At 73.6% G+C, this 22,306-nt stretch carries 24 protein-coding genes and 1 pseudogene; 14 read left to right on the plus strand and 11 right to left on the minus strand.

Translation table 11 applies throughout. The features are described 5' to 3' along the window. From HCJ93_RS04590 to HCJ93_RS04630, 9 genes are all read left to right on the plus strand, one after another. Positions 1 to 1,008 carry a CopD family protein gene (locus HCJ93_RS04590; RefSeq protein ID WP_167991298.1) on the plus strand — a complete coding sequence of 336 codons (1,008 nt, stop codon included), beginning with the start codon at positions 1 to 3 and terminating at the stop codon, positions 1,006 to 1,008. Positions 1,009 to 1,102: 94 nt separating this feature from the next. Further along, complete coding sequence (locus tag HCJ93_RS04595; RefSeq protein ID WP_167991300.1) at positions 1,103 to 2,086, plus strand: DEDDh family exonuclease; 984 nt, start codon at positions 1,103 to 1,105, stop codon at positions 2,084 to 2,086. 134 nt (positions 2,087 to 2,220) lie between these two features. Next, the gene (locus tag HCJ93_RS04600; RefSeq protein ID WP_167991302.1) at positions 2,221 to 2,454 is read left to right on the plus strand and encodes a metallothionein; all 234 of its coding nucleotides are present in this window, start codon (positions 2,221 to 2,223) and stop codon (positions 2,452 to 2,454) included. A 75-nt stretch (positions 2,455 to 2,529) separates the two neighbouring features. Then, a complete protein-coding gene (locus HCJ93_RS04605) occupies positions 2,530 to 3,330 on the plus strand; it encodes an SURF1 family cytochrome oxidase biogenesis protein (protein WP_167991303.1) in 801 nt (266 codons plus the stop codon). Positions 3,331 to 3,592: 262 nt separating this feature from the next. Beyond that, positions 3,593 to 5,155 (plus strand): sodium:solute symporter family protein, encoded by a 1,563-nt coding sequence (locus HCJ93_RS04610; RefSeq protein WP_167991305.1) that lies wholly within the window; start codon positions 3,593 to 3,595, stop codon positions 5,153 to 5,155. Further along, the gene (locus tag HCJ93_RS04615) at positions 5,152 to 5,796 is read left to right on the plus strand and encodes a sigma-70 family RNA polymerase sigma factor (RefSeq protein ID WP_167991306.1); all 645 of its coding nucleotides are present in this window, start codon (positions 5,152 to 5,154) and stop codon (positions 5,794 to 5,796) included. The genes HCJ93_RS04610 and HCJ93_RS04615 overlap by 4 nt, the downstream gene beginning before the upstream one ends. Then, a complete protein-coding gene (locus HCJ93_RS04620) occupies positions 5,793 to 6,149 on the plus strand; it encodes a hypothetical protein (protein WP_206316886.1) in 357 nt (118 codons plus the stop codon). The genes HCJ93_RS04615 and HCJ93_RS04620 overlap by 4 nt, the downstream gene beginning before the upstream one ends. A gap of 33 nt (positions 6,150 to 6,182) precedes the next feature. Then, positions 6,183 to 7,964 (plus strand): glycoside hydrolase family 15 protein, encoded by a 1,782-nt coding sequence (locus HCJ93_RS04625; RefSeq protein ID WP_167991308.1) that lies wholly within the window; start codon positions 6,183 to 6,185, stop codon positions 7,962 to 7,964. Positions 7,965 to 7,969: 5 nt separating this feature from the next. Then, a complete protein-coding gene (locus HCJ93_RS04630) occupies positions 7,970 to 8,725 on the plus strand; it encodes an SDR family oxidoreductase (RefSeq protein WP_167991310.1) in 756 nt (251 codons plus the stop codon). A gap of 58 nt (positions 8,726 to 8,783) precedes the next feature. Here the strand turns inward: HCJ93_RS04630 and amaP are convergent, their stop codons facing one another. The 5 genes from amaP to HCJ93_RS04655 are packed head-to-tail and all read right to left on the minus strand — an operon-like array spanning position 8,784 to position 11,063. Continuing rightward, positions 8,784 to 9,371, minus strand: a complete 588-nt coding sequence (gene amaP / locus HCJ93_RS04635; protein ID WP_167991312.1) for an alkaline shock response membrane anchor protein AmaP — start codon at positions 9,369 to 9,371, stop codon at positions 8,784 to 8,786. After that, positions 9,368 to 9,982 (minus strand): DUF6286 domain-containing protein, encoded by a 615-nt coding sequence (locus HCJ93_RS04640; protein WP_240967444.1) that lies wholly within the window; start codon positions 9,980 to 9,982, stop codon positions 9,368 to 9,370. Before HCJ93_RS04640 ends, amaP begins: the two co-directional genes overlap by 4 nt. Next, positions 9,979 to 10,362 (minus strand): Asp23/Gls24 family envelope stress response protein, encoded by a 384-nt coding sequence (locus HCJ93_RS04645; protein ID WP_373563551.1) that lies wholly within the window; start codon positions 10,360 to 10,362, stop codon positions 9,979 to 9,981. The genes HCJ93_RS04640 and HCJ93_RS04645 overlap by 4 nt, the downstream gene beginning before the upstream one ends. Further along, positions 10,359 to 10,544: a hypothetical protein gene (locus tag HCJ93_RS04650; RefSeq protein WP_167991315.1), complete on the minus strand. Its 186-nt coding sequence runs from the start codon at positions 10,542 to 10,544 to the stop codon at positions 10,359 to 10,361. Before HCJ93_RS04650 ends, HCJ93_RS04645 begins: the two co-directional genes overlap by 4 nt. A 33-nt stretch (positions 10,545 to 10,577) precedes the next feature. Beyond that, positions 10,578 to 11,063 carry an Asp23/Gls24 family envelope stress response protein gene (locus tag HCJ93_RS04655; RefSeq protein WP_167991317.1) on the minus strand — a complete coding sequence of 162 codons (486 nt, stop codon included), beginning with the start codon at positions 11,061 to 11,063 and terminating at the stop codon, positions 10,578 to 10,580. A gap of 85 nt (positions 11,064 to 11,148) precedes the next feature. On the opposite strand from HCJ93_RS04655, the gene HCJ93_RS04660 reads away from it, so the two are divergent. After that, complete coding sequence (locus tag HCJ93_RS04660; protein ID WP_167991319.1) at positions 11,149 to 12,015, plus strand: hypothetical protein; 867 nt, start codon at positions 11,149 to 11,151, stop codon at positions 12,013 to 12,015. 12 nt (positions 12,016 to 12,027) lie between these two features. Here the strand turns inward: HCJ93_RS04660 and HCJ93_RS04665 are convergent, their stop codons facing one another. The 3 genes from HCJ93_RS04665 to HCJ93_RS04675 form a co-directional block, all read right to left on the minus strand. Then, the gene (locus tag HCJ93_RS04665) at positions 12,028 to 12,840 is read right to left on the minus strand and encodes an enoyl-CoA hydratase/isomerase family protein (protein WP_167991321.1); all 813 of its coding nucleotides are present in this window, start codon (positions 12,838 to 12,840) and stop codon (positions 12,028 to 12,030) included. A 156-nt stretch (positions 12,841 to 12,996) separates the two neighbouring features. Next, positions 12,997 to 13,215: a helix-turn-helix domain-containing protein gene (locus HCJ93_RS04670; RefSeq protein ID WP_309141305.1), complete on the minus strand. Its 219-nt coding sequence runs from the start codon at positions 13,213 to 13,215 to the stop codon at positions 12,997 to 12,999. Between the two features lie 394 nt (positions 13,216 to 13,609). After that, complete coding sequence (locus HCJ93_RS04675; RefSeq protein ID WP_167991324.1) at positions 13,610 to 15,208, minus strand: ABC-F family ATP-binding cassette domain-containing protein; 1,599 nt, start codon at positions 15,206 to 15,208, stop codon at positions 13,610 to 13,612. Between the two features lie 255 nt (positions 15,209 to 15,463). On the opposite strand from HCJ93_RS04675, the gene HCJ93_RS04680 reads away from it, so the two are divergent. Then, positions 15,464 to 15,868, plus strand: coding sequence for a VOC family protein (locus HCJ93_RS04680; RefSeq protein ID WP_167991325.1), 405 nt, complete (start codon positions 15,464 to 15,466; stop codon positions 15,866 to 15,868). Positions 15,869 to 15,956: 88 nt separating this feature from the next. On the opposite strand, the gene HCJ93_RS04685 is transcribed toward HCJ93_RS04680, so the two are convergent. The 3 genes from HCJ93_RS04685 to HCJ93_RS04695 all read right to left on the minus strand — a co-directional run bounded on the left by HCJ93_RS04685 (position 15,957) and on the right by HCJ93_RS04695 (position 19,534). Further along, entirely contained in the window at positions 15,957 to 17,345 is a 1,389-nt protein-coding gene (locus HCJ93_RS04685; protein ID WP_309141306.1) for a hypothetical protein, read from the minus strand. A gap of 167 nt (positions 17,346 to 17,512) precedes the next feature. Then, positions 17,513 to 18,625 carry an alpha/beta hydrolase gene (locus HCJ93_RS04690; RefSeq protein ID WP_373563552.1) on the minus strand — a complete coding sequence of 371 codons (1,113 nt, stop codon included), beginning with the start codon at positions 18,623 to 18,625 and terminating at the stop codon, positions 17,513 to 17,515. Between the two features lie 159 nt (positions 18,626 to 18,784). Further along, entirely contained in the window at positions 18,785 to 19,534 is a 750-nt protein-coding gene (locus HCJ93_RS04695; protein ID WP_167991330.1) for a class II aldolase/adducin family protein, read from the minus strand. A gap of 346 nt (positions 19,535 to 19,880) precedes the next feature. Here HCJ93_RS04695 and HCJ93_RS04700 point away from each other — a divergent pair. The 3 genes and pseudogenes from HCJ93_RS04700 (at position 19,881) to HCJ93_RS04710 (ending at position 22,211) form a co-directional block, all read left to right on the plus strand. Beyond that, positions 19,881 to 20,632 (plus strand): annotated as a pseudogene (locus HCJ93_RS04700) (GH25 family lysozyme). A 22-nt stretch (positions 20,633 to 20,654) separates the two neighbouring features. Continuing rightward, a complete protein-coding gene (locus HCJ93_RS04705; RefSeq protein WP_167991332.1) occupies positions 20,655 to 21,944 on the plus strand; it encodes an inorganic phosphate transporter in 1,290 nt (429 codons plus the stop codon). Positions 21,945 to 21,989: 45 nt separating this feature from the next. Further along, positions 21,990 to 22,211, plus strand: coding sequence for a hypothetical protein (locus HCJ93_RS04710; protein WP_167991334.1), 222 nt, complete (start codon positions 21,990 to 21,992; stop codon positions 22,209 to 22,211). Positions 22,212 to 22,306: the final 95 nt, after the last annotated feature.

Genomic DNA, 22,306 nt, shown 5'->3' on the forward strand with positions numbered 1-22,306 from the left:
GTGACAGTGACGAGATCCAGATCCGGGGCGACCGGTGCCCACCGGGGCACCGGGCGTTCCGGCACCGGCCGGGCCGTCGCCGTGATCGTGCTGGTGACGCTGGCCGCGCTGATACCGCTGCTCGGCCCTTCGCCCGCACTGCACGGCACCGGCGAGGCCGACGCGCCCGGCACGGGCGGCATCGGGCTGCTGCGCACGGTGCTGTTCGCGGCGCTGGCGATACCCGTGGGCGAGCTGTTCGCCGACCGGCTCGCCCGTTCCGTACCCGGCGCTCCCGCGGCCCGGCCGCGCAGCTGGTCCGCTGCGGCCGGCTGGGTCGGCTTCGTGGCGGCGCTCGGACTCGCCTCCGTGGTCGCCACCGGCAATCTCATCCCGGACAGCCCGGCCGACATCGACATCGGCGGGCTGTACGCCACCCGCGACGGCAAGTTGGCCCTGCTGGAGGTCAACGGCTTCCTCGCGGCCGCTCTGTGCGCCTCCTCCGCCCGCCCGGCCACCCAGGCCCTGCCGCTGGCCGCGGTCATCGTCGCGGAGGCGCTGCGCGCCCACCCCACCACCGAGTACAGCCCGCTGATCGGGTCCGGGCTCACCCTCGTCCATCTCACCGCCTCGTCCCTGTGGGTCGGGGGCCTGCTGCATGTGCTGCGCACCCTGCGTGGGTGGCGTGACGCGCCGCAAGGCAGCGCGCTGCTGGGCCTCTACGCACGGGTGGCGGCGTTCCTGCTGGCCGCCCTCACCGCGACCGGCGTGTGCAGTTCGCTGCGCCGGATGCCGCCCGGCACGATCCTCGAACAGCTGACGGACACCGCGTACGGGCGGGTGCTGCTGGCGAAGGTGATTCTGATGGTGGGGGTGTGCGCGCTGGCGCTGTGGGCGCGGATCCGGCTGGCCCGTGCGAGCGATCCGCTGACCGCCTGCTCCCCCGCCCGCGGCGAGGTGTATCTGCTGGCCCTGGTGGTCGCGGTGTCGGGTCTGCTCACCGCACTGCCGGTGCCGATCCGCTGGTGAGGGCGGACGGGCCGGGCACGCCGGGCGAACGGCCGCCCGGCGCACGGCACCTGACGGACCGGGGTGTCGGTCACGGCCCGTATCCTCATGAACCATGCTCGACGACCTGACCACCGCAGCGTCATCCCCCACCGCGTGGCCGGCCGCGTACCCCCAGGGATACGCGGTCGTCGACGTGGAGACCACGGGACTGGCCCGGGACGACCGCATCATCTCGGCGGCGGTCTACCGGCTGGACGCGCGCGGCGAGGTCGAGGACCACTGGTACACGGTGGTCAATCCGGAGCGCGACCCGGGCCCGGTGTGGATCCACGGACTGACGAGCGAGGTGCTGGAAGGCGCGCCCCTCTTCCGGGACATCGCCGAGGAGTTCGCCTCCCGGCTCGCGGGCCGGGTGCTGGTCGCGCACAACGCCGTCTTCGACTGGCAGATGATCGCCCGCGAGTACGCCCGTGCCCGGATCGAGGCGCCGGTGCGGCAGCGCCTGTGCACCATCGCGCTCGCCAAGGCGCTCGGGCTGCCGCTGCCCAACCACAGACTGGAGTCGCTCGCCGCGCACTTCGGGGTGGTCCAGCGCCGGGCGCACCACGCCCTGGACGATGCGCGGGTGCTGGCGGAGGCGTTCCGTCCGAGTCTGCGGGCCGCGGCGGCGAGCGGGATGCGGCTGCCGCTGCACGAGTGCCGGCCGCTGACGGAGTGGAAGGAGCGTCCGCTGATCGGCCGTCAGCAGGGCACCGGCGGCTACCGTCCCTCCCACTGGCGCCCTTCCCGCAAGCGGCCCGCCTGCCCCTACCCCAACCCCGGGCGGTACGAACCGGGCAAGCGACTCAAACAGGGCATGCGGGTGGCGTTCTCCGGTGACACCGCGGTGGAGCGGGAGCTGCTGGAGGACCGTGCGACGGAAGCCGGGCTGCATGTGGCGACCAGCCTGTCCCGGCTGACCAGCCTGCTGGTCACCAACGACCCGGACTCGGGCACGTCCAAGGTGGTCAAGGCCCGGCAGTACGGCACGCCGATCGTGGACGAGGCGGCGTTCGGCCAGCTGCTCGCCGATGTGGAGCCCGCTTCGGAGAGCTGACGGCTCCCGGCCGGCGGGCGGACCGTACGGGGGCGTGCCGCGGGGACGGTGAGTGCCGGACGGACGGGTGATTGGCGGGCGACTCGCCCGCCGCCCGCTCGCCCGCACCGGGCGGACGGCTCACGCTGTGGCGCATGGCGACATGTGAAGTGTGCGGCAACAGCTACGGAATGACCTTCGAGGTGCACGCCCAGGGCGCGGTCCATGTCTTCGACTGCTTCTCCTGCGCGATCCACCGCATGGCCCCCATCTGCGAGCACTGCAGGGTGCAGATCATCGGCCAGGGCGTGGAGGCCGACGGTCACTGGTACTGCGGGGCGCACTGCGCCCGCGCCGAGGGAAAGGCGGGCATCGTCGACCACGTGTGACGGACCCGGCCGGGCGCCCGCCACGAGGGCGCACCCGGCTGACCGCACCCCACGACCGAGTTGTACCGTCGTGGGGTGTACCGCTTCCTGTTGTCCCGCCAGTGGGTGATCATCACGCTGGTCGCCCTGCTCCTCGTACCCACGATGATCAGGCTGGGCATCTGGCAGATGGACCGCTACCACGAGCGGTCGGCCCGTAACCAGCTGGTGGAGGACGCGCTGGCGGCGAAGCCGGTCCCCGTCGAGGAGCTGGCCGCACCGGGACACGCCGTGACCCGCGCCGAGCGGTACCGCACCGTGACCGCCACCGGGCGCTTCGACACCGAGGCGGAGGTCGTCGTCCGCCGCCGCACCAACGCCGACGACCGGGTCGGCTTCCATGTGCTGACCCCGTTCGTGCTCGAGGACGGCCGGATCGTGCTGGTGAACCGCGGCTGGGTGCCCGGCGCGAGCCAGACCGAGTACCCCGAGGTCCCCGCACCGCCGCGCGGTGAGATCACCATCAAGGGCCGGCTGATGCCCGACGAGACCACCGAGGCCAGCGGCATCAAGAACCTCAAGGGCCTGCCGGAGCGGCAGATCATGCTGATCAACAGCGAGCAGCAGGCCAGGCGCCTGGACGCCCCCGTGCTCGGCGGCTACATCGCCCAGACCGCGCCCGAGCCCGAGGGCGGCAGCCCGGAGCTGCTGGGGGACCCCGGCAAGGAGAACGCGCCGCTGAACTTCGCCTACGCCCTGCAGTGGTGGCTCTTCGCCGCGGCGGTGCCGGTCGGCTGGTTCATGCTGGTCCGCCGGGAGGCCCGGCAGCGGGCGGCGTCGGCGGCCGGGGCGGAGAACGCCGCCGACCGCGGGGACACACGGCCCGCGGCGGTCTAGCCGCGCCCTGCAGCCGCCGTGACCTGCGGCGGCGCAGAGCGGGCCGGCCACGTCCGGTGACCGGCGGCGACCGCACGGTGGTGCCGCCCGCTCCCCCTCTCCCGATGGCCGCGGGTCTGTGCGAGGCTTGCGCCCGGCCGGAGATGGTTGACGCGGCAATCACCGGCGGAGGAGCACCGGTTTCCGGCCGGATCCTGTCCTCCGTACGGGCGCTCCGCGCAACTCTCCTCCGAGGGCACAGGCACACCAAGGACGGAGACCCATGGCCGACGGCGCCATGACCGCGACATTCCTCGCCGTGATCGGCGGGGCGTCGCTGCTCGCGGTCACCGCGCGGCGGCTCCGGCCGAGCGACCGGCTCCCCTCGCTGGACGGCTGGGCGCTCGCCGACCGCAGCCTCGGCCCCGGGTGGACCTGGCTGCTGCTCGGCGGCACGATCTACACCGCCTACACCTTCACCGCCGTCCCCGGTCTTGCCTACGGCAACGGCGCGCCCGCCTTCTTCGCCGTCCCGTACACCGTGATCGTCTGCCCGCTCGCCTTCGTGCTGCTGAGCCGTCTGTGGAGCGTGGCCCGGCGGCACGGCTATGTCACCGCGGCCGATTTCGTGCGCGGCCGGTACGGGTCGCCGCCGCTGGCGCTGGTGGTGGCGCTGACCGGCATCCTCGCCACGATGCCGTACCTGGCGCTGCAGCTGCTCGGGATCCGTGCGGTGCTCGCGGCGGGTGGCCTCTACCCGCACGGGGCGACCGGCGACCTGCTGATGGTGGCCCTGTTCGCCGGGCTGGCCGTGGCCACCTACCGGCACGGGCTGCGGGCACCCGCCGTGATCGCCGCGCTCAAGGCGGTGGCCGTGTTCGTCTCGCTGACCGCCGTGTGCTGGCTGGTGCTGCGCCGCTTCGGCGGGCCGGGCGCGGTCTTCGACGGCGCCGGCCGGGCCCTCGGCGGCACCGACGCCGCCCACTCCCCGCTGCTGCTCACCGCCGGGCAGCAGCCCGCCTATGCGACGCTCGCGCTCGGCTCCGCGCTGGCGCTGCTGATGTACCCGCATGTGCTCACCGCCGGTTTCGCCGCCGACACCTCCCGCACCCTTCGCAAGGTCTCCGTCGGGCTGCCCGCCTGGACGGCGCTGCTCGCGCTGTTCGGCTTCCTCGGCATCGCCGCCCTGGCGGCCGGGGTGCGGGCGCCGGAGGGCGGGGCCGAGGCGGCCGTGCCGATGCTGGTGGAGCGCCTGATGCCGGGGCCGGTGGCAGGACTGGTGTTCGGCGCGATCGTGGTGGGCGCGCTGGTGCCGGCCGCGGTGATGTCGATCGCCGCCGCGACCAGCTTCGTACGGAACGTGTACGTCGAGTACGTCCATCCCACCGCCACCCCGAAGCGGCAGGTGCGCATCGCCAAGGCCGTGTCGCTCACCGCGAAGGTCGGCGCGGTCGCCTTCGTGTTCGGGCTGCGCGACCAGGACGCCATCAACCTCCAGCTGCTCGGCGGGGTGTGGATCCTGCAGATCTTCCCGGCCGTCGCCGTCGGCCTGTACACCCGGTGGCTGCATCCGCGGGCGCTGCTCGCCGGGTGGGCCGTCGGCATGGCGACCGGGACGTATCTGGTGGTGCGGGAGGGCTTCTCCTCGATCGTGCCCCTCGACCTGGGCGCCGGACCGCTCGAGGTCTACGCCGGGGTCGCCGCCCTGCTGCTCAATCTGACCGTGGCCGTCACCGGCACCGGGGTGCTGCGCCTCCTCGGTGTCACCCGCGGCCGCGACGCCACCGACCTGCCGTCCCGCCTGCTGCCCAGGCGACACCCGGAGACGGGAGCCAACACACCGTGAGACGCAGACACGCCCCTCGGACCACCACCCTGCCGCCGGCCGCCTCCCCGGCCGCTCCCCCGCCCGAGCCGGCGGCCCCGCCCGAGAAGACGGCGCCGCCGGAGCCGGTGACGCCGCCGGCCGCACGGGTGCCGGTCACCGACCCGGACGAGCTGGAGCGCGAGGCCGGTGTGGCCCGGCTGTTCGAGCTGCACTACTCCTCGATGCTGCGGCTGGCCGTGCTGCTCGGCGCCGACGACCCGGAGAACGTGGTGGCCGAGGCCTACTACCAGATCTACCGCCGGTGGCGGAAGCTGAAGGACGTGGCCGCGGCCGAGGCCTACCTGCGCTCCACCGTCTGCAATCTGACCCGGATGCGCATACGCCACCTCCAGGTCGCCCGGCGGCTGAGCGAGACCCCGCCGGACGAGACGGTCGCCTCCGCGGAGAACACCGCCCTGCTCCGCGACGACCAGCGGGTGCTCATCGACGCACTCCAGCAGCTGCCGACCCGGCAGCGCGAGGCGCTGGTGCTGCGGCACTGGCTCGGCCTGAAGGAGTCCGAGATCGCCGCCGCCATGGGCATCACCTGCGGCTCGGTCAAGACCCACACCTCCCGCGGCATCGCCGCGCTCACCCAGGCGATGGAGGCCCGGCGATGACGCATCGAGACGCGACCGGGTCGCGAGACACCCCGGACCACACCCCCGGCGGCGCCGAACCCGCCCTGACGGACACCGAACGCACCGAACGGGAGCTCGCCGACGCCCTGGCGGCCCTGGCCGGCGGGGTGCTGCCCGACCCCGACGCCTACCGCACCGCCCGCGGCGAGTGGCTGCGCCGGGAGCGCCGGCGCCGGCTCGTGCTGACCGTGCTGGTGGCCGTGGTGTTCACGCTGGCCACGCTGATCGGCCTGTGGGTGCTCAACCAGGCCCCCTCGGACCCCGGTGTGATCTTCTCCGGCGAGGGCTCCCCCGCCGCCTCGGGACCGTCACTCCCCCGGCCGCAGCCCTGATTGCCCCCGCCGGTCGGCGGGCATCCGCACCACGTGCATCGCATCGAGGACTACGCGCTCATCGGCGACGAACAGACCGCCGCCCTGATCGGCACGGACGGCTCCGTGGACTGGCTGTGCCTGCCACGCTTCGACTCGGGGGCCTGCTTCGCCCGGCTGCTCGGTGACGAGAACAACGGCCACTGGCGCATCGCCCCGGTCGGCGCCGACCGCTGCACCCGCCGCGCCTACCGCCCCGACACCCTCGTCCTGGACACGGTGTGGGAGACGGACGAGGGCACGGTCATGGTCACCGACCTGATGCCGCAGCGCGACCGGGCACCCGACCTGGTCCGCATCGTGCAGGGCCTGAGCGGCGAGGTCACCGTCCACAGCACGCTGCGGCTGCGCTTCGACTACGGCTCGGCGGTGCCCTGGGTGCGCCGGGAGGACGGCCACCGGGTGGCGGTCGCCGGGCCGGACTCGGTGTGGCTGCGCAGCGAGCCGGAGGTGCACACCTGGGGCGAGGAGCTGGGCACCCACTCGCAGTTCACGGTGCGCGAGGGCGAGCAGGTCGCGTTCGTGCTCACCTGGCACCCCTCCCACGAACCCCGCCCGCCGCTGGTCGACCCGTACACCTCGCTGGGGCACAGCGTCACCGACTGGCGCGCCTGGGCTGCGCGCTGCCGCTACCGCGGCCCGCACCGGGACGCCGTGGTCCGCTCGCTGATCACGCTCAAGGCGCTCACCTACGCGCCCACCGGCGGCATCGTCGCCGCGCCCACCACCTCGCTGCCGGAGGAGCCGGGCGGGGTGCGCAACTGGGACTACCGCTTCTGCTGGCTGCGCGACTCCACCCTCACCCTCAACGCGCTGCTGGCCGCCGGGTACAAGGAGGAGGCCGAGGCGTGGCGCAACTGGCTGCTGCGCGCGGTCGCCGGCGACCCCGCGGACCTGCAGATCATGTACGGCGTGGCGGGCGAGCGGCGGCTGCCCGAGCTGGAACTGCCCTGGCTGGCCGGGTTCGACGGGGCCCGGCCGGTGCGGGTCGGCAACGACGCGGTCAACCAGCTCCAGCTGGACGTCTACGGCGAGGTGATGGACTCGCTGGCGCTGGCGAGGCGTTCCGGGCTGCCCCCGAAGCCGGACATATGGGCGCTGCAGACGGTCCTGATGGACTTCCTGCGCACGGCCTGGCGGCAGCCGGACGAGGGGCTGTGGGAGGTGCGCGGCGGCCGGCGTCACTTCGTACACTCCAAGGTGATGGTGTGGGTGGCCGCCGACCGCGCGGTGCGCACCCTCGAGGAGCACCCCGAGCTCGAGGGCGACCTCGAGGGCTGGCGGCAACTGCGCGAGGAGGTGCACCGGGAGGTCTGCGAGAAGGGCTACGACCCCGAGCGGAACACCTTCACCCAGTCCTACGGCTCACGGGAACTGGACGCCGCCCTGCTGCTCATCCCGAGGGTGGGGTTCCTGCCGCCGGACGACCCCCGGGTGACCGGCACCATCGACGCCGTCCGCAAGGAGCTGGGGCAGGGCGGCCTGCTGCGCCGCTACTCCTCCCAGGCGCGCACCGTCGACGGGCTGCCCGGCGAGGAGGGCACCTTCATCGCCTGCACCTTCTGGCTGGCGGACGCCCTGCATCTGACGGGCCGCACCGAGGAGGCCAGGGAGCTGTTCGAGCGGCTGCTGGGGCTCGCCAACGACGTCGGGCTGCTGGCGGAGGAGTACGACCCGGTGCAGGGCCGGCTGCTGGGCAACTTCCCCCAGGCGTTCAGCCACATCGGCCTGGTGAACACGGCCCTCGCCCTGTACGGGGACCAGCAGGCAGGATAGGGCGCATGGATCTTGGACTGAAGGACCGGGTGTACGTCGTCACCGGGGCGACCCGCGGGCTGGGCCACGCCTCGGCACGGGAACTGGTCGCCGACGGGGCGAAGGTGGTCGTCTCGGGGCGGGAGGAGAAGAGCACCGCCGAGGCGGCGGTCGCGTTGGGGCCGAACGCGGTGGGCGTGGCCGCGGACAACGCCGACCCCGAGGCGCCGGCCCGGCTGATCGGGACCGCGCGGGAGCGCTTCGGCCGCTTCGACGGCATCCTCATCAGCGTGGGCGGGCCACCGCCGGGCTTCGTCGCGGACAACACGGACGAGCAGTGGCGGGCGGCGTTCGAGTCGGTGTTCCTGGGCGCGGTGCGGCTGGCCCGGGCCGCGGCCACCGAGCTGAACGAGGGCGGCGTCATCGGCTTCGTGCTCTCCGGTTCGGTGCACGAGCCGATCCCCGGCCTGACCATCTCCAACGGGCTGCGCCCTGGCCTGGCCGGCTTCGCCAAGTCCCTGGCGGACGAGCTGGGTCCGCGCGGCATCCGCGTCGTCGGCCTGCTGCCGGGCCGGATCGACACCGACCGGGTGCGCGAGCTGGACGCCGGCTCCGCCGACCCGGAGGCCACCCGCCGGGCCGCCGAGTCCCGCATTCCGCTCCGCCGCTACGGCACCCCCGAGGAGTTCGGCCGGACCGCGGCCTTCCTCCTCTCCCCTGCGGCGTCCTATGTCTCCGGCGTCATGCTGCCGGTGGACGGCGGCTACCGGCACGGGTTCTGAGAGCGGGACCGGGCGGCCCCCGGCACGGCGTCCGAGCCGCGCCGGCCGGGCCGTCGGGTCAGCTCACCCGTTCGGCCCGGTGGCGGACGCCGCGCAGGCGGACCTCGGCCGGGAGGCCGGCCAGGCCTGCCGAGTCGCGGGCGTGGGCCAGGGTGCGGTGGGTCAGGTCGTCCAGGGCCGTGCCGGGGTCGATGTGGGGGGCCAGAGACATGCGTACCCGGACCGCGGGGGCCTGGCGGCGGCCGGTGAGATGGACCTGGGCCTGTTCGACGCCCGACAGGTGCGCGGCGTCCTCGGTGAGCGCGTGTTCGAGGGCCCGGCCGTGCACCACCGCCTCCTCGCCGTCGCCGGTGTCCACCAGGACGTGGGCGAGGCGGCGCCGGCGCAGCACCGCGACCAGCCACCACAGGGCGAGCAGCAGCAGGGCGGCGAGAACCGCGACGACCACCGGCCACCACCAGCCCTCCTCCCGCCAGCGGGTGCGCTCCGCCTCGCTCAGCAGCACGTCGTCCTTGCCGTCGTGCAGCCACCAGGACGGGGCCGGCGCTCCCAGCCCGATCGCCAGCACCGAGCCGCCGAGGGCGACGAGCACCAGCCCGGCCAGGCCGAGCAGGACACGGTTGACGACCCTGAGCACCGCCCTCACCCCTTCCTGCCGGAGCGCCGCACCCGCACCGACAGGGCGGGCGGCCGGGCGAGACCGAGCCCGCGCACCGCGTCGGTGAGGACGGCGTCCAGGTCGTCGTGCACCTCGTCCAGTTCCCGGAAGTGCGACACCGCGCGGACGTCGGCCCGGCGGCGCCGCACCCGCACCCGCACCGACTGCACACCCGCCACCTCCATGGCCCGGTCCCGCAGCACCAACGCGGCCGCGTCCCGGTGCAGTCCGGCGCGGACGTCGGGGTGGGTGCGGCGCATGGTGAGCAGCGGCCGCAGTCCAGGGGTCAGTGCCAGCAGGAGCAGCCACAGGCCCAGCGCTGCGGCGACGCCGGCGCCGACCAGCACCCAGATGTCGTCCAGGGGCCGTCGGGCCAGCTGCCGCGCCAGCTCGCGGCGCCACTTCATCGCGGGCCGGTCGGCGCGCACGGCGGCGATGTCGTAGAGGAACGCGCCCGCGATCACCAGGGTCACCAGCGCGAGCAGCGCCGCAGGGACGCGGCGGGCCGACCAGAAGCGCCGGCGCTGCTTCCGTCCGGGCCCGGCCGACGCCGGCGGCGGCGGGGTCTTGTCGAGGACCGTGCCGGTGTATTCGCTCATCGGATCCTCCCCTGGGCCGCGCCCGGCGCCGTCGCCAGGTGGAGCCGCTCCACGTGCACGACCACCTCCGGCACATGCATGCCGGCCAGCGTGCCCACCCGTTCGGTGACCTGGCTGCGCACCTGCCCGCACCGGCCGCCGATGTCGCACGGGTAGTCGAGCTCGACGTGGACGCGGACCCGGGCGGTGTCGTCGTGCACCACGACGGTGGCGTGCGGCGGTGCGGCGTCCGGGTGCAGCGCGCCGACGGCCTCTCGGGCGGCCCGGGAGGCGATCTTGGCGACCACCCGGTCGGCGATCTTCGTCGCTCCGCGCTCGCCGGGCGCGACGGCGGCCGGCGCCGGCGCGGACTCACCGGCCTGTGTGCTCACCCGTGTCACCGTCGCCGTTCACCGCGCGGGCGGAAGAAGTCCCCGAGCTCGTAGTCCCCCTCGAGGAACCGCCCGACCCCGAAGCCGACGGCCCCGAGGGCCGCCACCAGCAGGAAGGCCCCGAATCCGCCGAAGTACCCGGCGAAGCCCAGCGCCATCCCGGCGATCATGCCGACCACGGCCATGCTCATGTGCGCTCCTCAGTTCCTCGCGCCGGGGGTGCGTCACTGCAGCCGGGACTCCGGCTCCTCGTCCTCCTCGTCGGGCAGCTTCACATCGCTCACCGCGATGTTGACCTCGACGACCTCCAGGCCGGTCATCCGCTCCACGGCCGCGATGACGTTCTCCCGCACGTCCCTGGCGACATCCGCGATGGGGACGCCGTAGTCGACGACGATCTCCAGGTCGAGCGCGGTCTGCACCTCGCCGACCTCGGCCTTGACACCGCGGGTCACCGACTTCGAGCCGGGCACCCGGTCGCGCACGGCGCCGAAGGTGCGGGACGCTCCGCTGCCCATGGCGTGCACGCCGACCACGTCGCGGGCGGCCAGTGCGGCGATCTTCTCCACGACACCGTCGGCGATGGTGGTACGGCCGCGGGTCGCGGGGTCGCCGCCGCCTCGCCGGGTGCCCTGGCGTGCGGAGCTCTCCGGAAGGGTCTTCTCCGTGTCGGGGCCTCGGGTCGAGGCTCCTTCGGTCATGTCGGTCATCGCCGTTACGTCCCTTCGGTCGTCCTCCTGACCACCGTAAGCGCGCTGGCGTGGTCGCGCGCCAGGTATGCGGCAAGCTGGAGGAATGGCGGCGGAGCGATGGACGCAGGCGGTGCGGCGGCAGCTGGGCCTCGGCAGGCTGCTGCCCCTGGGCGGGGCGCGGGACGGGGCGTGGATCGCGGAGCGTGCCGTCGAACCGGTGCTGCGCGATGCGGTGACGCAGGGGGTGCCCGAGGTGCGCCTCGGCGCGGTACGGATCGGGCTCGCGGGCTCCGGGGAGGCGGCCGAGCCGGCGGTGCCGTCCCCGCCGAGCGCGCTGCCGCCGGCCCCGCTGCGGCTGACGGCGCGGTTCGCGGCGGTCGCGTCGGAGCTGGAGTCGGAGTCGCTGCCGGCCACGGCGGACCGCCTGCGGGCGGCACTGGCGCAGGCCGCGGCGGAGCACATCGGGCTGGCGGTGACGGAGATCGACCTGACGGTGACGGACTTGCTGGAGGGCCCTCCGGAGACGGAGGGGGCGGGCGGGGGCGGGGCGGAGTGCCGGGAGCCTGGGGAGTCCGGGGAGTCCGGGGAGTCCGGGAAGGACAAAGGGTCCGGGGGGTCCGGGGGGTCCGGGGAATCCGGAGGATCCGGGGCCGCTGACGAGGGCGACGGCTCCGGTTCCGGTTCCGAGGAGGATCAGGCGCCCCCACCCGGTTCCGAGGAGAGCCGGGTCGCCGCGGCGGCGCTCGCCGTCCCCGGGGTGAGCAGGCTGACGCGCGTGCTGGGACGCGCGGTGCACGTCACGGAGCCGGGGGCCGCCGCGTCCGCGCTTCCCCGGCGTCATGTGCGCGTGGACCTGGCGGTGCGCGCGGACCACCGCCCCGTGGAGGTGGCCCGCGCGGTCCGCACGGCCGTGTCGCAGACGCTCCCGGACCGGCCGACGGCGGCGGTCCTGGTCACCGCCCTCGACTGAGGGGAGTGCCGGTCATTCGCCGAGTCCGGCGAGGTCGCGCAGGCGGCGGGCCTGGGCGGCGCGTTCGGCGGCGCGCTGCTCCTCGTAGGTGCGGTCCTGGGCGCCGCGCAGCAGCGCCTTGGTCTCGATGACCGCGTCGCGGGGAGCCGCGAGCAGGGCGGAGGCGAGGTCGCCGACCGCCGCGTCGAGGTCGGCCGCGGGCACCGCCACATTGGCCAGGCCGATGCTCACGGACTCCTCGGCCCCGACGAAGCGGCCGGTCGCGCAGATCTCCAGCGCGCGGGCGTAACCGACCAGCCCGACCAGCGGGTGGGTGCCGGTCAGGTCGGGGACCAGGCCCAGGCTGGTCTCGCGCATGGCGAACTGCACGTCGTCGGCGACCACGCGCAGATCACAGGCGAGGGCCAGCTGGAAGCCGGCGCCGATCGCATGGCCCTGCACGGCCGCGATGGACACGATGTCGCTGCGCCGCCACCAGGTGAACGCCTCCTGGTACTCGGCGATGGTCGCGTCCAGCGTCGCGTCGTCGCCGCGCGCGAGATCGGTGAACGACGGCTCGCCGTCGAAGCCCTCCGGCGTGAACGCCTGCCGGTCGAGCCCCGCGGAGAAGGACTTGCCCTCCCCGCGCAGCACCACGACCCGGACGGAGCCCGGCAGCAGCCGGCCGGCCTCGGTCAGCGCGCGCCAGAGAGCGGGGCTCTGCGCATTGCGCTTGGCCGGGTTGGTCAGCGTCACCGTGGCGATCGCGTCGTCGACGGTGAGCCGTACGCCGTCCTTGTCGAGTACGGGACTGGCGGGACCGAGGTCCTGGGCGGACGAAGCCATGGGGCGCCTCCGAAGGGTGCGGTCGTCTTCCGTACCGCACGACAGGCTCGCACCCGTCCCGCGGCACAGCTAAGTGACTGCACAGTAACCACCCAGCCGGTCGGTCGGCCGACCGGGTGGCCACTTATCGGGGCGCTCCGGTTTCGACGCTCCGGGTCAGCTCGCGGACTTCTTGCCGCGGGTTGCCCCGCCACGCCCGCGGAGCGTGACGCCCGACTCGCTCAGCATCCGGTGCACAAAGCCATACGAGCGGCCGGTCTCCTCGGCCAACGCCCGGATGCTCGCACCGGCGTCGTACTTCTTCTTCAGGTCTGCCGCGAGCTTGTCGCGCGCGGCGCCGGTAACCCGGCTGCCCTTCTTCAGAGTCTCGGCCACCCGTGCCTCCTCATGGGAAGTGCGCTCTGGTCTTCTCATGATCACCCCTACCGGGCCCGATGGCCACCCATTCGGCAAGGTCCGTGAGACAAGGTTGTGACGACAGGAGTCCGTCCCCACAAGCGGAATGCGGAATTCCATCCGGTCTCCTTGATACCGCCGAACGGGTTCCTTCGTGAAGTGCCAGGTCAGAAAGGCGGGGCGGCCGGACCCCCGCTTCTCGGGGGTCCGGCCGCGAAATCCGTGTAGGACACACCCCGGTACGAGGAGATCTCACACAGATGACGGATCACCGATGGGCCGAATGATCCATACGCCGTTGATCACGCCGGGGTGGGCAGCCGGAACACGGTCGGTGCCGGGGCCCCGCGCACCCGGATCGGGCGTCTCGGGATCAGGCGAGGGCGACCAGGTCCGCGTAGTCCGCACCCCACAGGTCCTCGACGCCGTCCGGCAGCAGAATGATCCGCTCCGGCTGCAGCGCCTCCACCGCGCCCTCGTCGTGGGTGACCAGGACGACCGCGCCCTTGTAGGTGCGCAGGGCGCCGAGGATCTCCTCGCGGCTGGCCGGGTCGAGGTTGTTGGTCGGCTCGTCGAGCAGCAGCACGTTCGCCGAGGAGACGACCAGGGTGGCGAGGGCGAGGCGCGTCTTCTCGCCGCCGGAGAGCACCCCGGCCGGCTTGTCGACGTCGTCGCCGGAGAACAGGAACGAGCCGAGCACCTTGCGGACCTCGACGAGATCCATGTCGGGTGCGGCGGAGCGCATGTTCTCCAGCACCGTGCGGTCCGGGTCGAGGGTCTCGTGCTCCTGCGCGTAGTAGCCGAGCTTGAGCCCGTGACCGGGGACGACGGCACCGGTGTCGGGCTGCTCGACGCCCGCGAGCAGCCGCAGCAGGGTGGTCTTGCCCGCGCCGTTGAGCCCGAGGATGACGACCCGGGAACCCCGGTCGATGGCCAGGCTGACGTCGGTGAAGATCTCCAGCGAGCCGTACGACTTGGACAGGCCCTCGGCCATCAGCGGGGTCTTGCCGCAGGGCGCCGGCTCCGGGAAGCGCAGCTTGGCGACCTTGTCGGACTGGCGGACCTCCTCGAGACCGGCCAGCAGCCGCTCCGCACGGCGGGCCATGTTCTGCGCGGCGACCGTCTTGGTGGCCTTGGCGCGCATCTTGTCCGCCTGGGCGTTGAGCGCGGCGGCCTTCTTCTCGGCGTTCTGCCGCTCGCGCCTGCGGCGCTTCTCGTCGGCCTCGCGCTGCTGCTGGTAGAGCTTCCAGCCCATGTTGTAGATGTCGATCGTGGCGCGGTTGGCGTCCAGGTAGAACACCTTGTTGACGACGGTCTCGACCAGGTCGACGTCGTGGGAGATCACGATGAAGCCGCCGCGGTACGTCTTGAGGTAGTCGCGCAGCCAGATGATCGAGTCGGCGTCGAGGTGGTTGGTCGGCTCGTCGAGCAGCAGGGTGTCCGCGTCGGAGAACAGGATCCGGGCCAGCTCGATGCGGCGGCGCTGACCGCCGGAGAGGGTGTGCAGGGGCTGGTTGAGCACCCGGTCGGGCAGCTTGAGCGCGGCGGCGATGGTGGCCGCCTCGGCCTCGGCGGCGTAACCGCCCTTGGTGAGGAACTCGGTCTCCTGGCGCTCGTACTGCTTGAGCGCCTTCTCCCGGGTGGCGCCCTTGCCGTTGGCGATGCGCTCCTCGTTCTCGCGCATCTTGCGGATCAGGACGTCCAGGCCGCGCGCGGAGAGGATGCGGTCGCGGGCCAGCATGTCGAGGTCGCCGGTGCGGGGGTCCTGGGGGAGGTAGCCCACCTCACCGGAGCGGGTGACGGTACCGGCGGCCGGGATGCCCTCGCCTGCGAGGACCTTGGTGAGGGTGGTCTTGCCTGCGCCGTTGCGGCCGACGAGGCCGATGCGGTCGCCCTTGGCGACGCGGAAGGTGGCGTTCTCGACGAGGACGCGGGCACCGGCACGCAGCTCGATACCGGAAGCGGAGATCACTGGTCAGACTCCTGAGCGGGTGGGTGGCGGGTGGGCGGCTGAGGTCGTTCCCGCCGTCTAATGCGCAAGGAGAATGGCCATGCGGGCCATTCTAACGGTGCGGTGCAAGCGGATTTCCGGCGCCGGGGGCGCCGAGCTGCCGTGCCGGGTCGTTGTCAGTGGCAGGTGTCACACTGACCGCGAGTGGTGACAAGCGGACGGGCACCACGGGCGGTACGACGAACGGCACAACGGACGACTCGAGGAGTGATCGTCATGGCAGGCGGACGTCCCAGCATCTGTCCCACGCTGCTGTACACCGACGCGAAGGCGGCGGTCCGCCAGCTCACGGAGGCCTTCGGCTTCACGGAGCTGGCCGTGTACGAGGGCGAGGACGGCTCGGTGGAGCACGCGGAGCTGGCGCAGGGCAACGGCGTGGTGATGCTCGGCACGAAGGGGCGGGGCGGCGCCTTCGACACGGCGATGAAGGACGCGGGACCGGCCGGCATCTACGTGGTCGTGGACGACGTGGACGGCCATCACCAGCGCGCCGTGGAGCACGGCGCGGAGATCCTCATGCCCCCGACGGACCAGGACTACGGCTCCCGCGACTACATGGCCCGCGACCTCGAGGGCAACATCTGGAGCTTCGGTACGTACGCACCCGAGATCAAGGCGTGAGGTCTCGATCTCCCCGCGGGTGAGCGGCGGCTGAGCCGGCCGTGCCTGCGGCGCCGCCGCAGATGCCTGCGGCGCCCCAGGGCCGCGGTCAGCCGCCGGTGTGGACCTGGAACGCGGCTCGCCGGACCGCTCGGGCCAGCGCGGGGTCGGGGTGTGCGGCGGCAAGGGCGACCAGCACCTGCACCGTGCGCGGATGCCCGACGGCGCGAACCTCCTTCAGCAGCTCCGGAACGGTGGGCTGAACCGCCGACTCGAGGTGCCGCACCAGCATCGGCGCCTCCCCGTGGTCCGCCACGGCAGCCGCGGTGTCGACCCACAGCCAGGTGGCTTCCTCACGGGTCAGGACCTCGTGCGCGTCCTCGGGATCGGCCCCGTCGTGCTCAGCGAGCCACAGCAGCGCGTAGGGCCGCAGCGCCGGTTCGCCGAGCACGGCCCGCACCTCGGGCTCGGCCGGCGCCCCCACCACCCGCAGCGCCTCGAAGGCAAGCCCCCGCAGCAGCGCATCCTCACCCCGCGCCGCATCGATCAGCTCGGTGACCGCGCTGCCCACAGGACGGGCGGCGAGCCAGGCCCGGTACTCGGCCCGGGCCGCATTCGGCCGCAGCTGCGCGCAGCCGCGCAGCATGTCCTCGGCGCTCTGCTCGATGTTCCCCGCGGGGCTCTGCGCGGCCACACAGATCTGCTCCAGCTTGACCCACACCGCCCAGCTGCCCAGCGGGGTGAGCGTGGCCTGCCCGTCCCCGTAGGTGAGCGCGCCCACGGAGGCGAGCGCGCGCAGCGCCCAGTCGAGGAGCGGCTCGAGCGGTGCGTCGGTGCTCTCCGGTACGACGGGCGCGGGCCGGGGCGCGTAGTCGATCTCGCAGCGCTCGGTGCGCAGTTCGGTGACCCGCTGGCGCAGCAGATCCAGCAGCTGGGACACCGGGACGGGCCCGGCGGAGAGCTGGAGGAAGGACAGCACCTGCGGCATGGCCGAGACGACCTCGGCGACGGCGCCGGGCTCCTGGCCTCCCGGTTCGGGATGCGCCAGCGACCAGGCGTCGAAGAGGGCGACCCAGCCGCGCAGCACCGCGCTGTCGTCGCGGTCCCAGGCACGCAGCCGCCAGCCGGGGCGGGCCCTGTCGCCGTGCACCTCGATCAGACCGGCGAGGCGGGCGGTGTCCCAGTCGGCGCGCACCTGAGCCGGGGTCAGTCCGAGGTCCTCGGCGGCGCGCTCCGCGGTCGCCTCGGAGAGGGTCGCCTTGCCGTCGCCCGCGGTCCGGCCGGGGCCGAGGGCGACGTCCGCCCAGCGGGCCACCCGGACCGCACCGGCCAGTTGGGAACGGGCCATTCCGGCCAGTGCCGCCGGTGCCGGCGTGCCCTCGGGAGGGCGCGGCGCGGGGCGGCGCGGGCGCCGCTGGTTCATCGCTCTGGGTGCGGCGGCCAGGGGTCGCGGGCGGACGAGTCGGAGCCTGGAGTCGCGCGGGATACGGGACGTCACGGGTGCAGTCTTCCGGTTGACGGTCCGAAAACCCAAACGGAATGTCACGGGCGGCTACGGACGAGGCCAATGCACGGCCTGACAAGGCGGTGAGGAGCGTGATCAGGCCACGGCGCGAGCGCGGACCGGAATCTCGGTGGAGATCCGGCGAGAGCTCACGTCACGGGTCACATCAAGGGGGTGAGGAAGCGGCGGAGGGCCTCCTCGTAGTCGTCGGGGCGGGCGTTCCACATGGCGCCGTGCGGGGCGTCCGTGACCGGGTGCAGGGTGACCGTGTTCGGGTGGGCGTCGGCGAGGCGGCGGGAGTGGTGCCAGGGGGCCACGGTGTCGCCGGGGCCGTGGAAGATGTGGGTCGGAACGGCGATGCGGTCCAGGTGGAGCGCGCCGGGGTCGCGGTCGCCGTAGAGACCGGTGCGGCCCTTGGCGGCGCGGACCGCGAGCGGCAGCAGCGGGCCGGGGGTGTGGCGGGCGGCGGCCAGGGCGCGCAGGGTCGCCTCCCAGCTGAGCACCGGCGAGTCCAGTACGAGCCCGGCGATCCGCTCCCGCAGCGGAGAGCGGGCGGCGGCGCGCAGCGCCATGGTCGCGCCGGTGGACCAGCCGAGCAGCACCACCTGCCGGGCGCCCGAGTCCACGGCGTGCCGGATCGCGGCGTCCAGGTCGCGCCACTCGGTCTCACCGAAGTGGTGCAGACCGTCCGGTGAGCGCGGTGCGCCCTGGTCGCCCCGGTAGGCGAGGGCGAGAACGGGGAAGCGGTGGCCGTGCAGGAACTCCAGCAGGTTCAGAGCGTGTTCCCGGGTGGCGGCGAGTCCGTGCACCGCGATCACCCAGGTGCCCCGGGCGCCCGGCACGAACCAGGCGGGCAGCGGGCCGAGTTCGCCGGGGATGCTCAGGTCGGTGTGCTCCAGGCCGAGGGCTGTGCCGGGGTCGCCGACGTGGAGGTTGGGAACCAGCCAGGCGCGGTCGCCGGGCTCCAGCGTGCCGTGCGTGACGCGTTCCAGGCGGCGCACGACGGTGTCGGCGGACTGCGAGGCGCCCTCCAGGACGGGCCCGACCACCGCATGGACTCCGTCGCCGGCCAGCCCGTAGCGGCCGGGGCGCAGCGCTGCGAGGTGCCGGGTGAGAGTGACCTGCCCGGCGGCCGTGCCGTGCACGGTGAGCCGGGGCTCGGTGGGCAGCGGCCTGCCCGGCGGCGCCTTCAGGGCGCTCTCACTGGCGAACCGGCCGGCGGCCACAGCAGCGGCACCGGCCCCTATCACGGCGGAGACGGCAGCAGCACTCACTCTGACAGGACGCACCCCACCAGTCTCCCGGCCCGCCAGGTACCGGGCCAGTGGGCGACGCGAGAGGGGTGACGCCCCGCCCCCGGCCGCGGGGCAGTCCGGTGTCCCCGGCTGCGGACGGTCGTGCCGGGAGCCGCTCCCGGACGCACCCACCGCGGCTCAGCCCCCGCCCCCGTCACCCCCGCGCTGCCCGTACCCCCGCAGGCGCTCAGCCACCTCGTCCAGCTGCGCCAGGGACAGCAGACTCGGCGCACGCCCCGGCACGGAGGACGCCGCCAGCCACACCCGGCACATCCACTCCAGCTGCGCCGTCCGGTCGTACGCCTGGGCCAGTGACGAGCCGTACGTCAGCGTCCCGTGGTTCTGCAACAGGCACCCCGTGCGATCGCTGAGCGCATCCAGCATGTTCTCGGCCAACTCCTCCGTCCCGTACGTCGCATAGCGGGCAACCCGGACCGGCCCGCCCAGCGCCGCGGCCATGTAGTGGATCAGAGGAAGCTCGTGCACGAGCGTGGAGACGGCCGTCGCGTGTACCGCGTGCGTATGGACGACGGCCCGCGCATCGGTCGCCCGGTACACCGCCAGATGCATCGGCAGCTCGCTCGTCGGCACCAGCGTGCCGAGCACCTGCCGCCCGGCGAGATCGACGCCGGTCACATCGTCCGGCGTGAGCCGGTCATAGGGCACGCCGGACGGCGTGACCAGCACCGTTTCCCCGACACGCACCGAGACGTTGCCGGAGGTGCCGACGACGAGCCCCTCGGCGGTGGTCCGCCGCGCGGTGTCCACCAGGCCGGCCCAGGCGCGCGCCTCCTCCTCGCTCACACGCCGCCTTCGTGCTTCCCCCACGCCCCCCGCACCGTTCCCGACGCCACTGGCGCCACGCCGGTCGTCTCGCTGCTCAGCCATGCCGTGATCCTGTCAGGAGTCCTCCAGTGCCCTTGTGAGCCGGGGCGCTTTAGGCCGGAATGCGACCCTCCGTAAGGGTGCATATCCCCCGACACCGGTCGCCGGAATCACCTTGGCCGGAGGCTGTCCTGCATTCAACGATCTTCCGGTGGCGTCGCGGCGTTCCCGCGCACATCGCCGCATCCGGGGAAGCACGGCCCGTGAGCGCACACCGGTGTCCCGTCGCCGCCGCAGGCTCCTCAGCCTCCGTGGCCGCGCTCGCGCTCGGCGGGACCGTCCGGCCGAGGCGCCCGCCGCATCGGCGAGCCGCCCGAAGGGGTACGACGTCTCGTCGCACCAGAAGAGCGTGAACCGGGCGAAGGCCAGGGCCAGGGGCGCCCGGTTCGTCCACGTCAAGGCGACGGAGTCCACCACCTACCGCAATCCGCACATCCGGCAGCAGTACGACGGCTCCCGCAGGGCGGGGCTGATCCGCGGGGCCTCTCGCTTCGCCTGCCCGACCGCTTCCCGGGCCGGGCGCAGGCGGCGTACCTCGTACGCAACGGGGGCGCCTGGAGAGCCGACGGGCGCACACTGCCGCCCGCTCTCGGCATCGCATACGACCCGCACGACCGCAAGAAGAAGTGCCACGGGCCCAGCAAGACCCGGACGGCCGCCTGCATCCGCTCGTTCAGCGACGAGGCCCACCGGTGCGCGGGCCGCCGGCCTGTGATCCACACCACCACCCACTGGCGGCGCGCCTGCACCGGGAACACCGCCGCCTTCGGCCGGGACCACCCGCTGTGGCGCGCCCGTTTCAGCAGGTCGGGGCCGGGCGCACGGCCGGCGGGCCGGTCGTGGACGTTCCGGCGGTACGACGGCGGCGGCACCGGAACTCCTCCGGGAGACCAGAACTGCTTCAACGGTCTCCCGGCCGGTCGCAGGCGCTGGCGCGGGTGCGCCGAGCGGCCGGTCCGCCGCGCCCCCGCGGGGCCGGGCCCACCGCACGGTCCGGCCCCGCCGACCGGCGGAACAGCAGCCGCCTCTTCCGGTCACCACCGTGCCCCTCCCAGTTCATCTTCCGTTCACCCTGGTTACCTACGTTCGACCAGCCAATGACCTCGAACGATTGCCTGGGTAAATGGAAAGCTTCTCGCTGATCCTCGCGATTGTGGTGGTGACCGCACTCGCGTTCGATTTCACGAACGGTTTCCACGACACCGCGAACGCGATGGCAACGACCATTTCGACCGGTGCGATGAGGCCCAAGGCGGCCGTGGCCATGTCCGCCGTCCTCAACCTTGTCGGTGCGTTTCTCTCGGTGGAGGTCGCCAACACGATCTCCAAGGGTCTCGTCGACGAGACCGGCATCCGTCCCGAGGTCATCTTCGCCGCCCTGGTCGGCGCGATCCTCTGGAACCTCCTCACCTGGCTGGTCGGTCTGCCGTCCAGCTCCTCGCACGCCCTGATGGGCGGCCTGATCGGCGCCACCGTCGCCACCGCCGGCATCGGCGCGGTGCACGGTGGCGTTCTGGTGACCAAGGTGCTGATCCCGGCGCTCGCCGCCCCGCTGGTGGCCGGCATCGCCGCGATGCTCGCCGCCCGGCTGACCTACCGCCTCGGCCGGAAGGCCGACGGCAAGGCCGCCGAGAAGGGCTACCGGGCCGGGCAGATCGCCTCCGCCGGCCTGGTCTCGCTGGCCCACGGCACCAACGACGCCCAGAAGACGATGGGCATCATCACCCTCGCCCTGATCGCCGGCGGTGCGCTCGCCCCGGACTCCGATCCGCCGCTGTGGGTCATCCTCTCCGCGGGCGTCGCCATCGCGCTCGGCACCTACCTCGGCGGCTGGCGCATCATCCGCACCATGGGCAAGGGCCTGACCGACCTTCAGCCGCAGCAGGGCTTCGCCGCCCAGACCAGCGCCGCCACGGTCATCCTGGCCTCCTCCCACCTCGGCTTCTCGCTGTCCACCACGCACTCGGTCTCCGGCTCGGTCATGGGCGCGGGTCTCGGCCGCAAGGGCGGTGTGGTCCGCTGGTCGACCGCCACCCGGATGTTCGTCGCCTGGGGCCTGACGCTGCCGGCCGCCGCGGTGGTCGCCGCGCTCGCCGAGTGGGTCTGCGGCTTCGGCGACTGGGGCACCGCCCTGGTGGCCCTCTTCCTGGTCGCCTCCAGCGCCGCGATCTGGAAGATCTCCCGGCGCGAGGTGGTCGACCACACCAACGTCAACGACCCCGGCACCCCGGCCGAGGAGCCGGCCGGCGTGGTGACCCAGGCCATCGCCGCCGTCACCCCGCCTCCCACGAGCACCCTCGAGGAGGAGCTGACGGCCACCGTCCCGGCCCCCTCGGTTCCGGCGCCCACCGCCCCGGCATCCGCCGCTGCGGGTGCCGACCCGGCGAACCCGCCGGCGAAGACCACCGTCTGACCGCCCCGTCACGCATCCGGGCACACGAAGGAAAGCAGCAGAGCAATGAAGATCGACTGGGCGGCCCTCGGTTCCGTCTTCGGTGTCAGCCTCGTGGTCACGGTGGCGCTGGTGGCGCTGTTCACGCTCGGCATCACCGGCCTGTCCCGCCGCGAACGGGCCGCCGAGCAGGGCCGGTCCGCGGCCCTGGCGCTCACCGGTGCGTACGCCTGCTTCGCCGCCTGCGCGGCGGCGGTGGGCTACGGGATCTACCTGATCATGGCCTGATCCCGCGAGCGTTTCCGGAAAGGGTGGTGCGAGGCGATGCCTCGCACCACCCTTTCGCGCTCCCCCACCCGAACCCCTCTGTGGGCCTGAGCACA

Source organism: Streptomyces composti (genome assembly GCF_012034205.1).
GTDB classification, from domain to species: Bacteria; Actinomycetota; Actinomycetes; order Streptomycetales; family Streptomycetaceae; genus Streptomyces; species Streptomyces composti.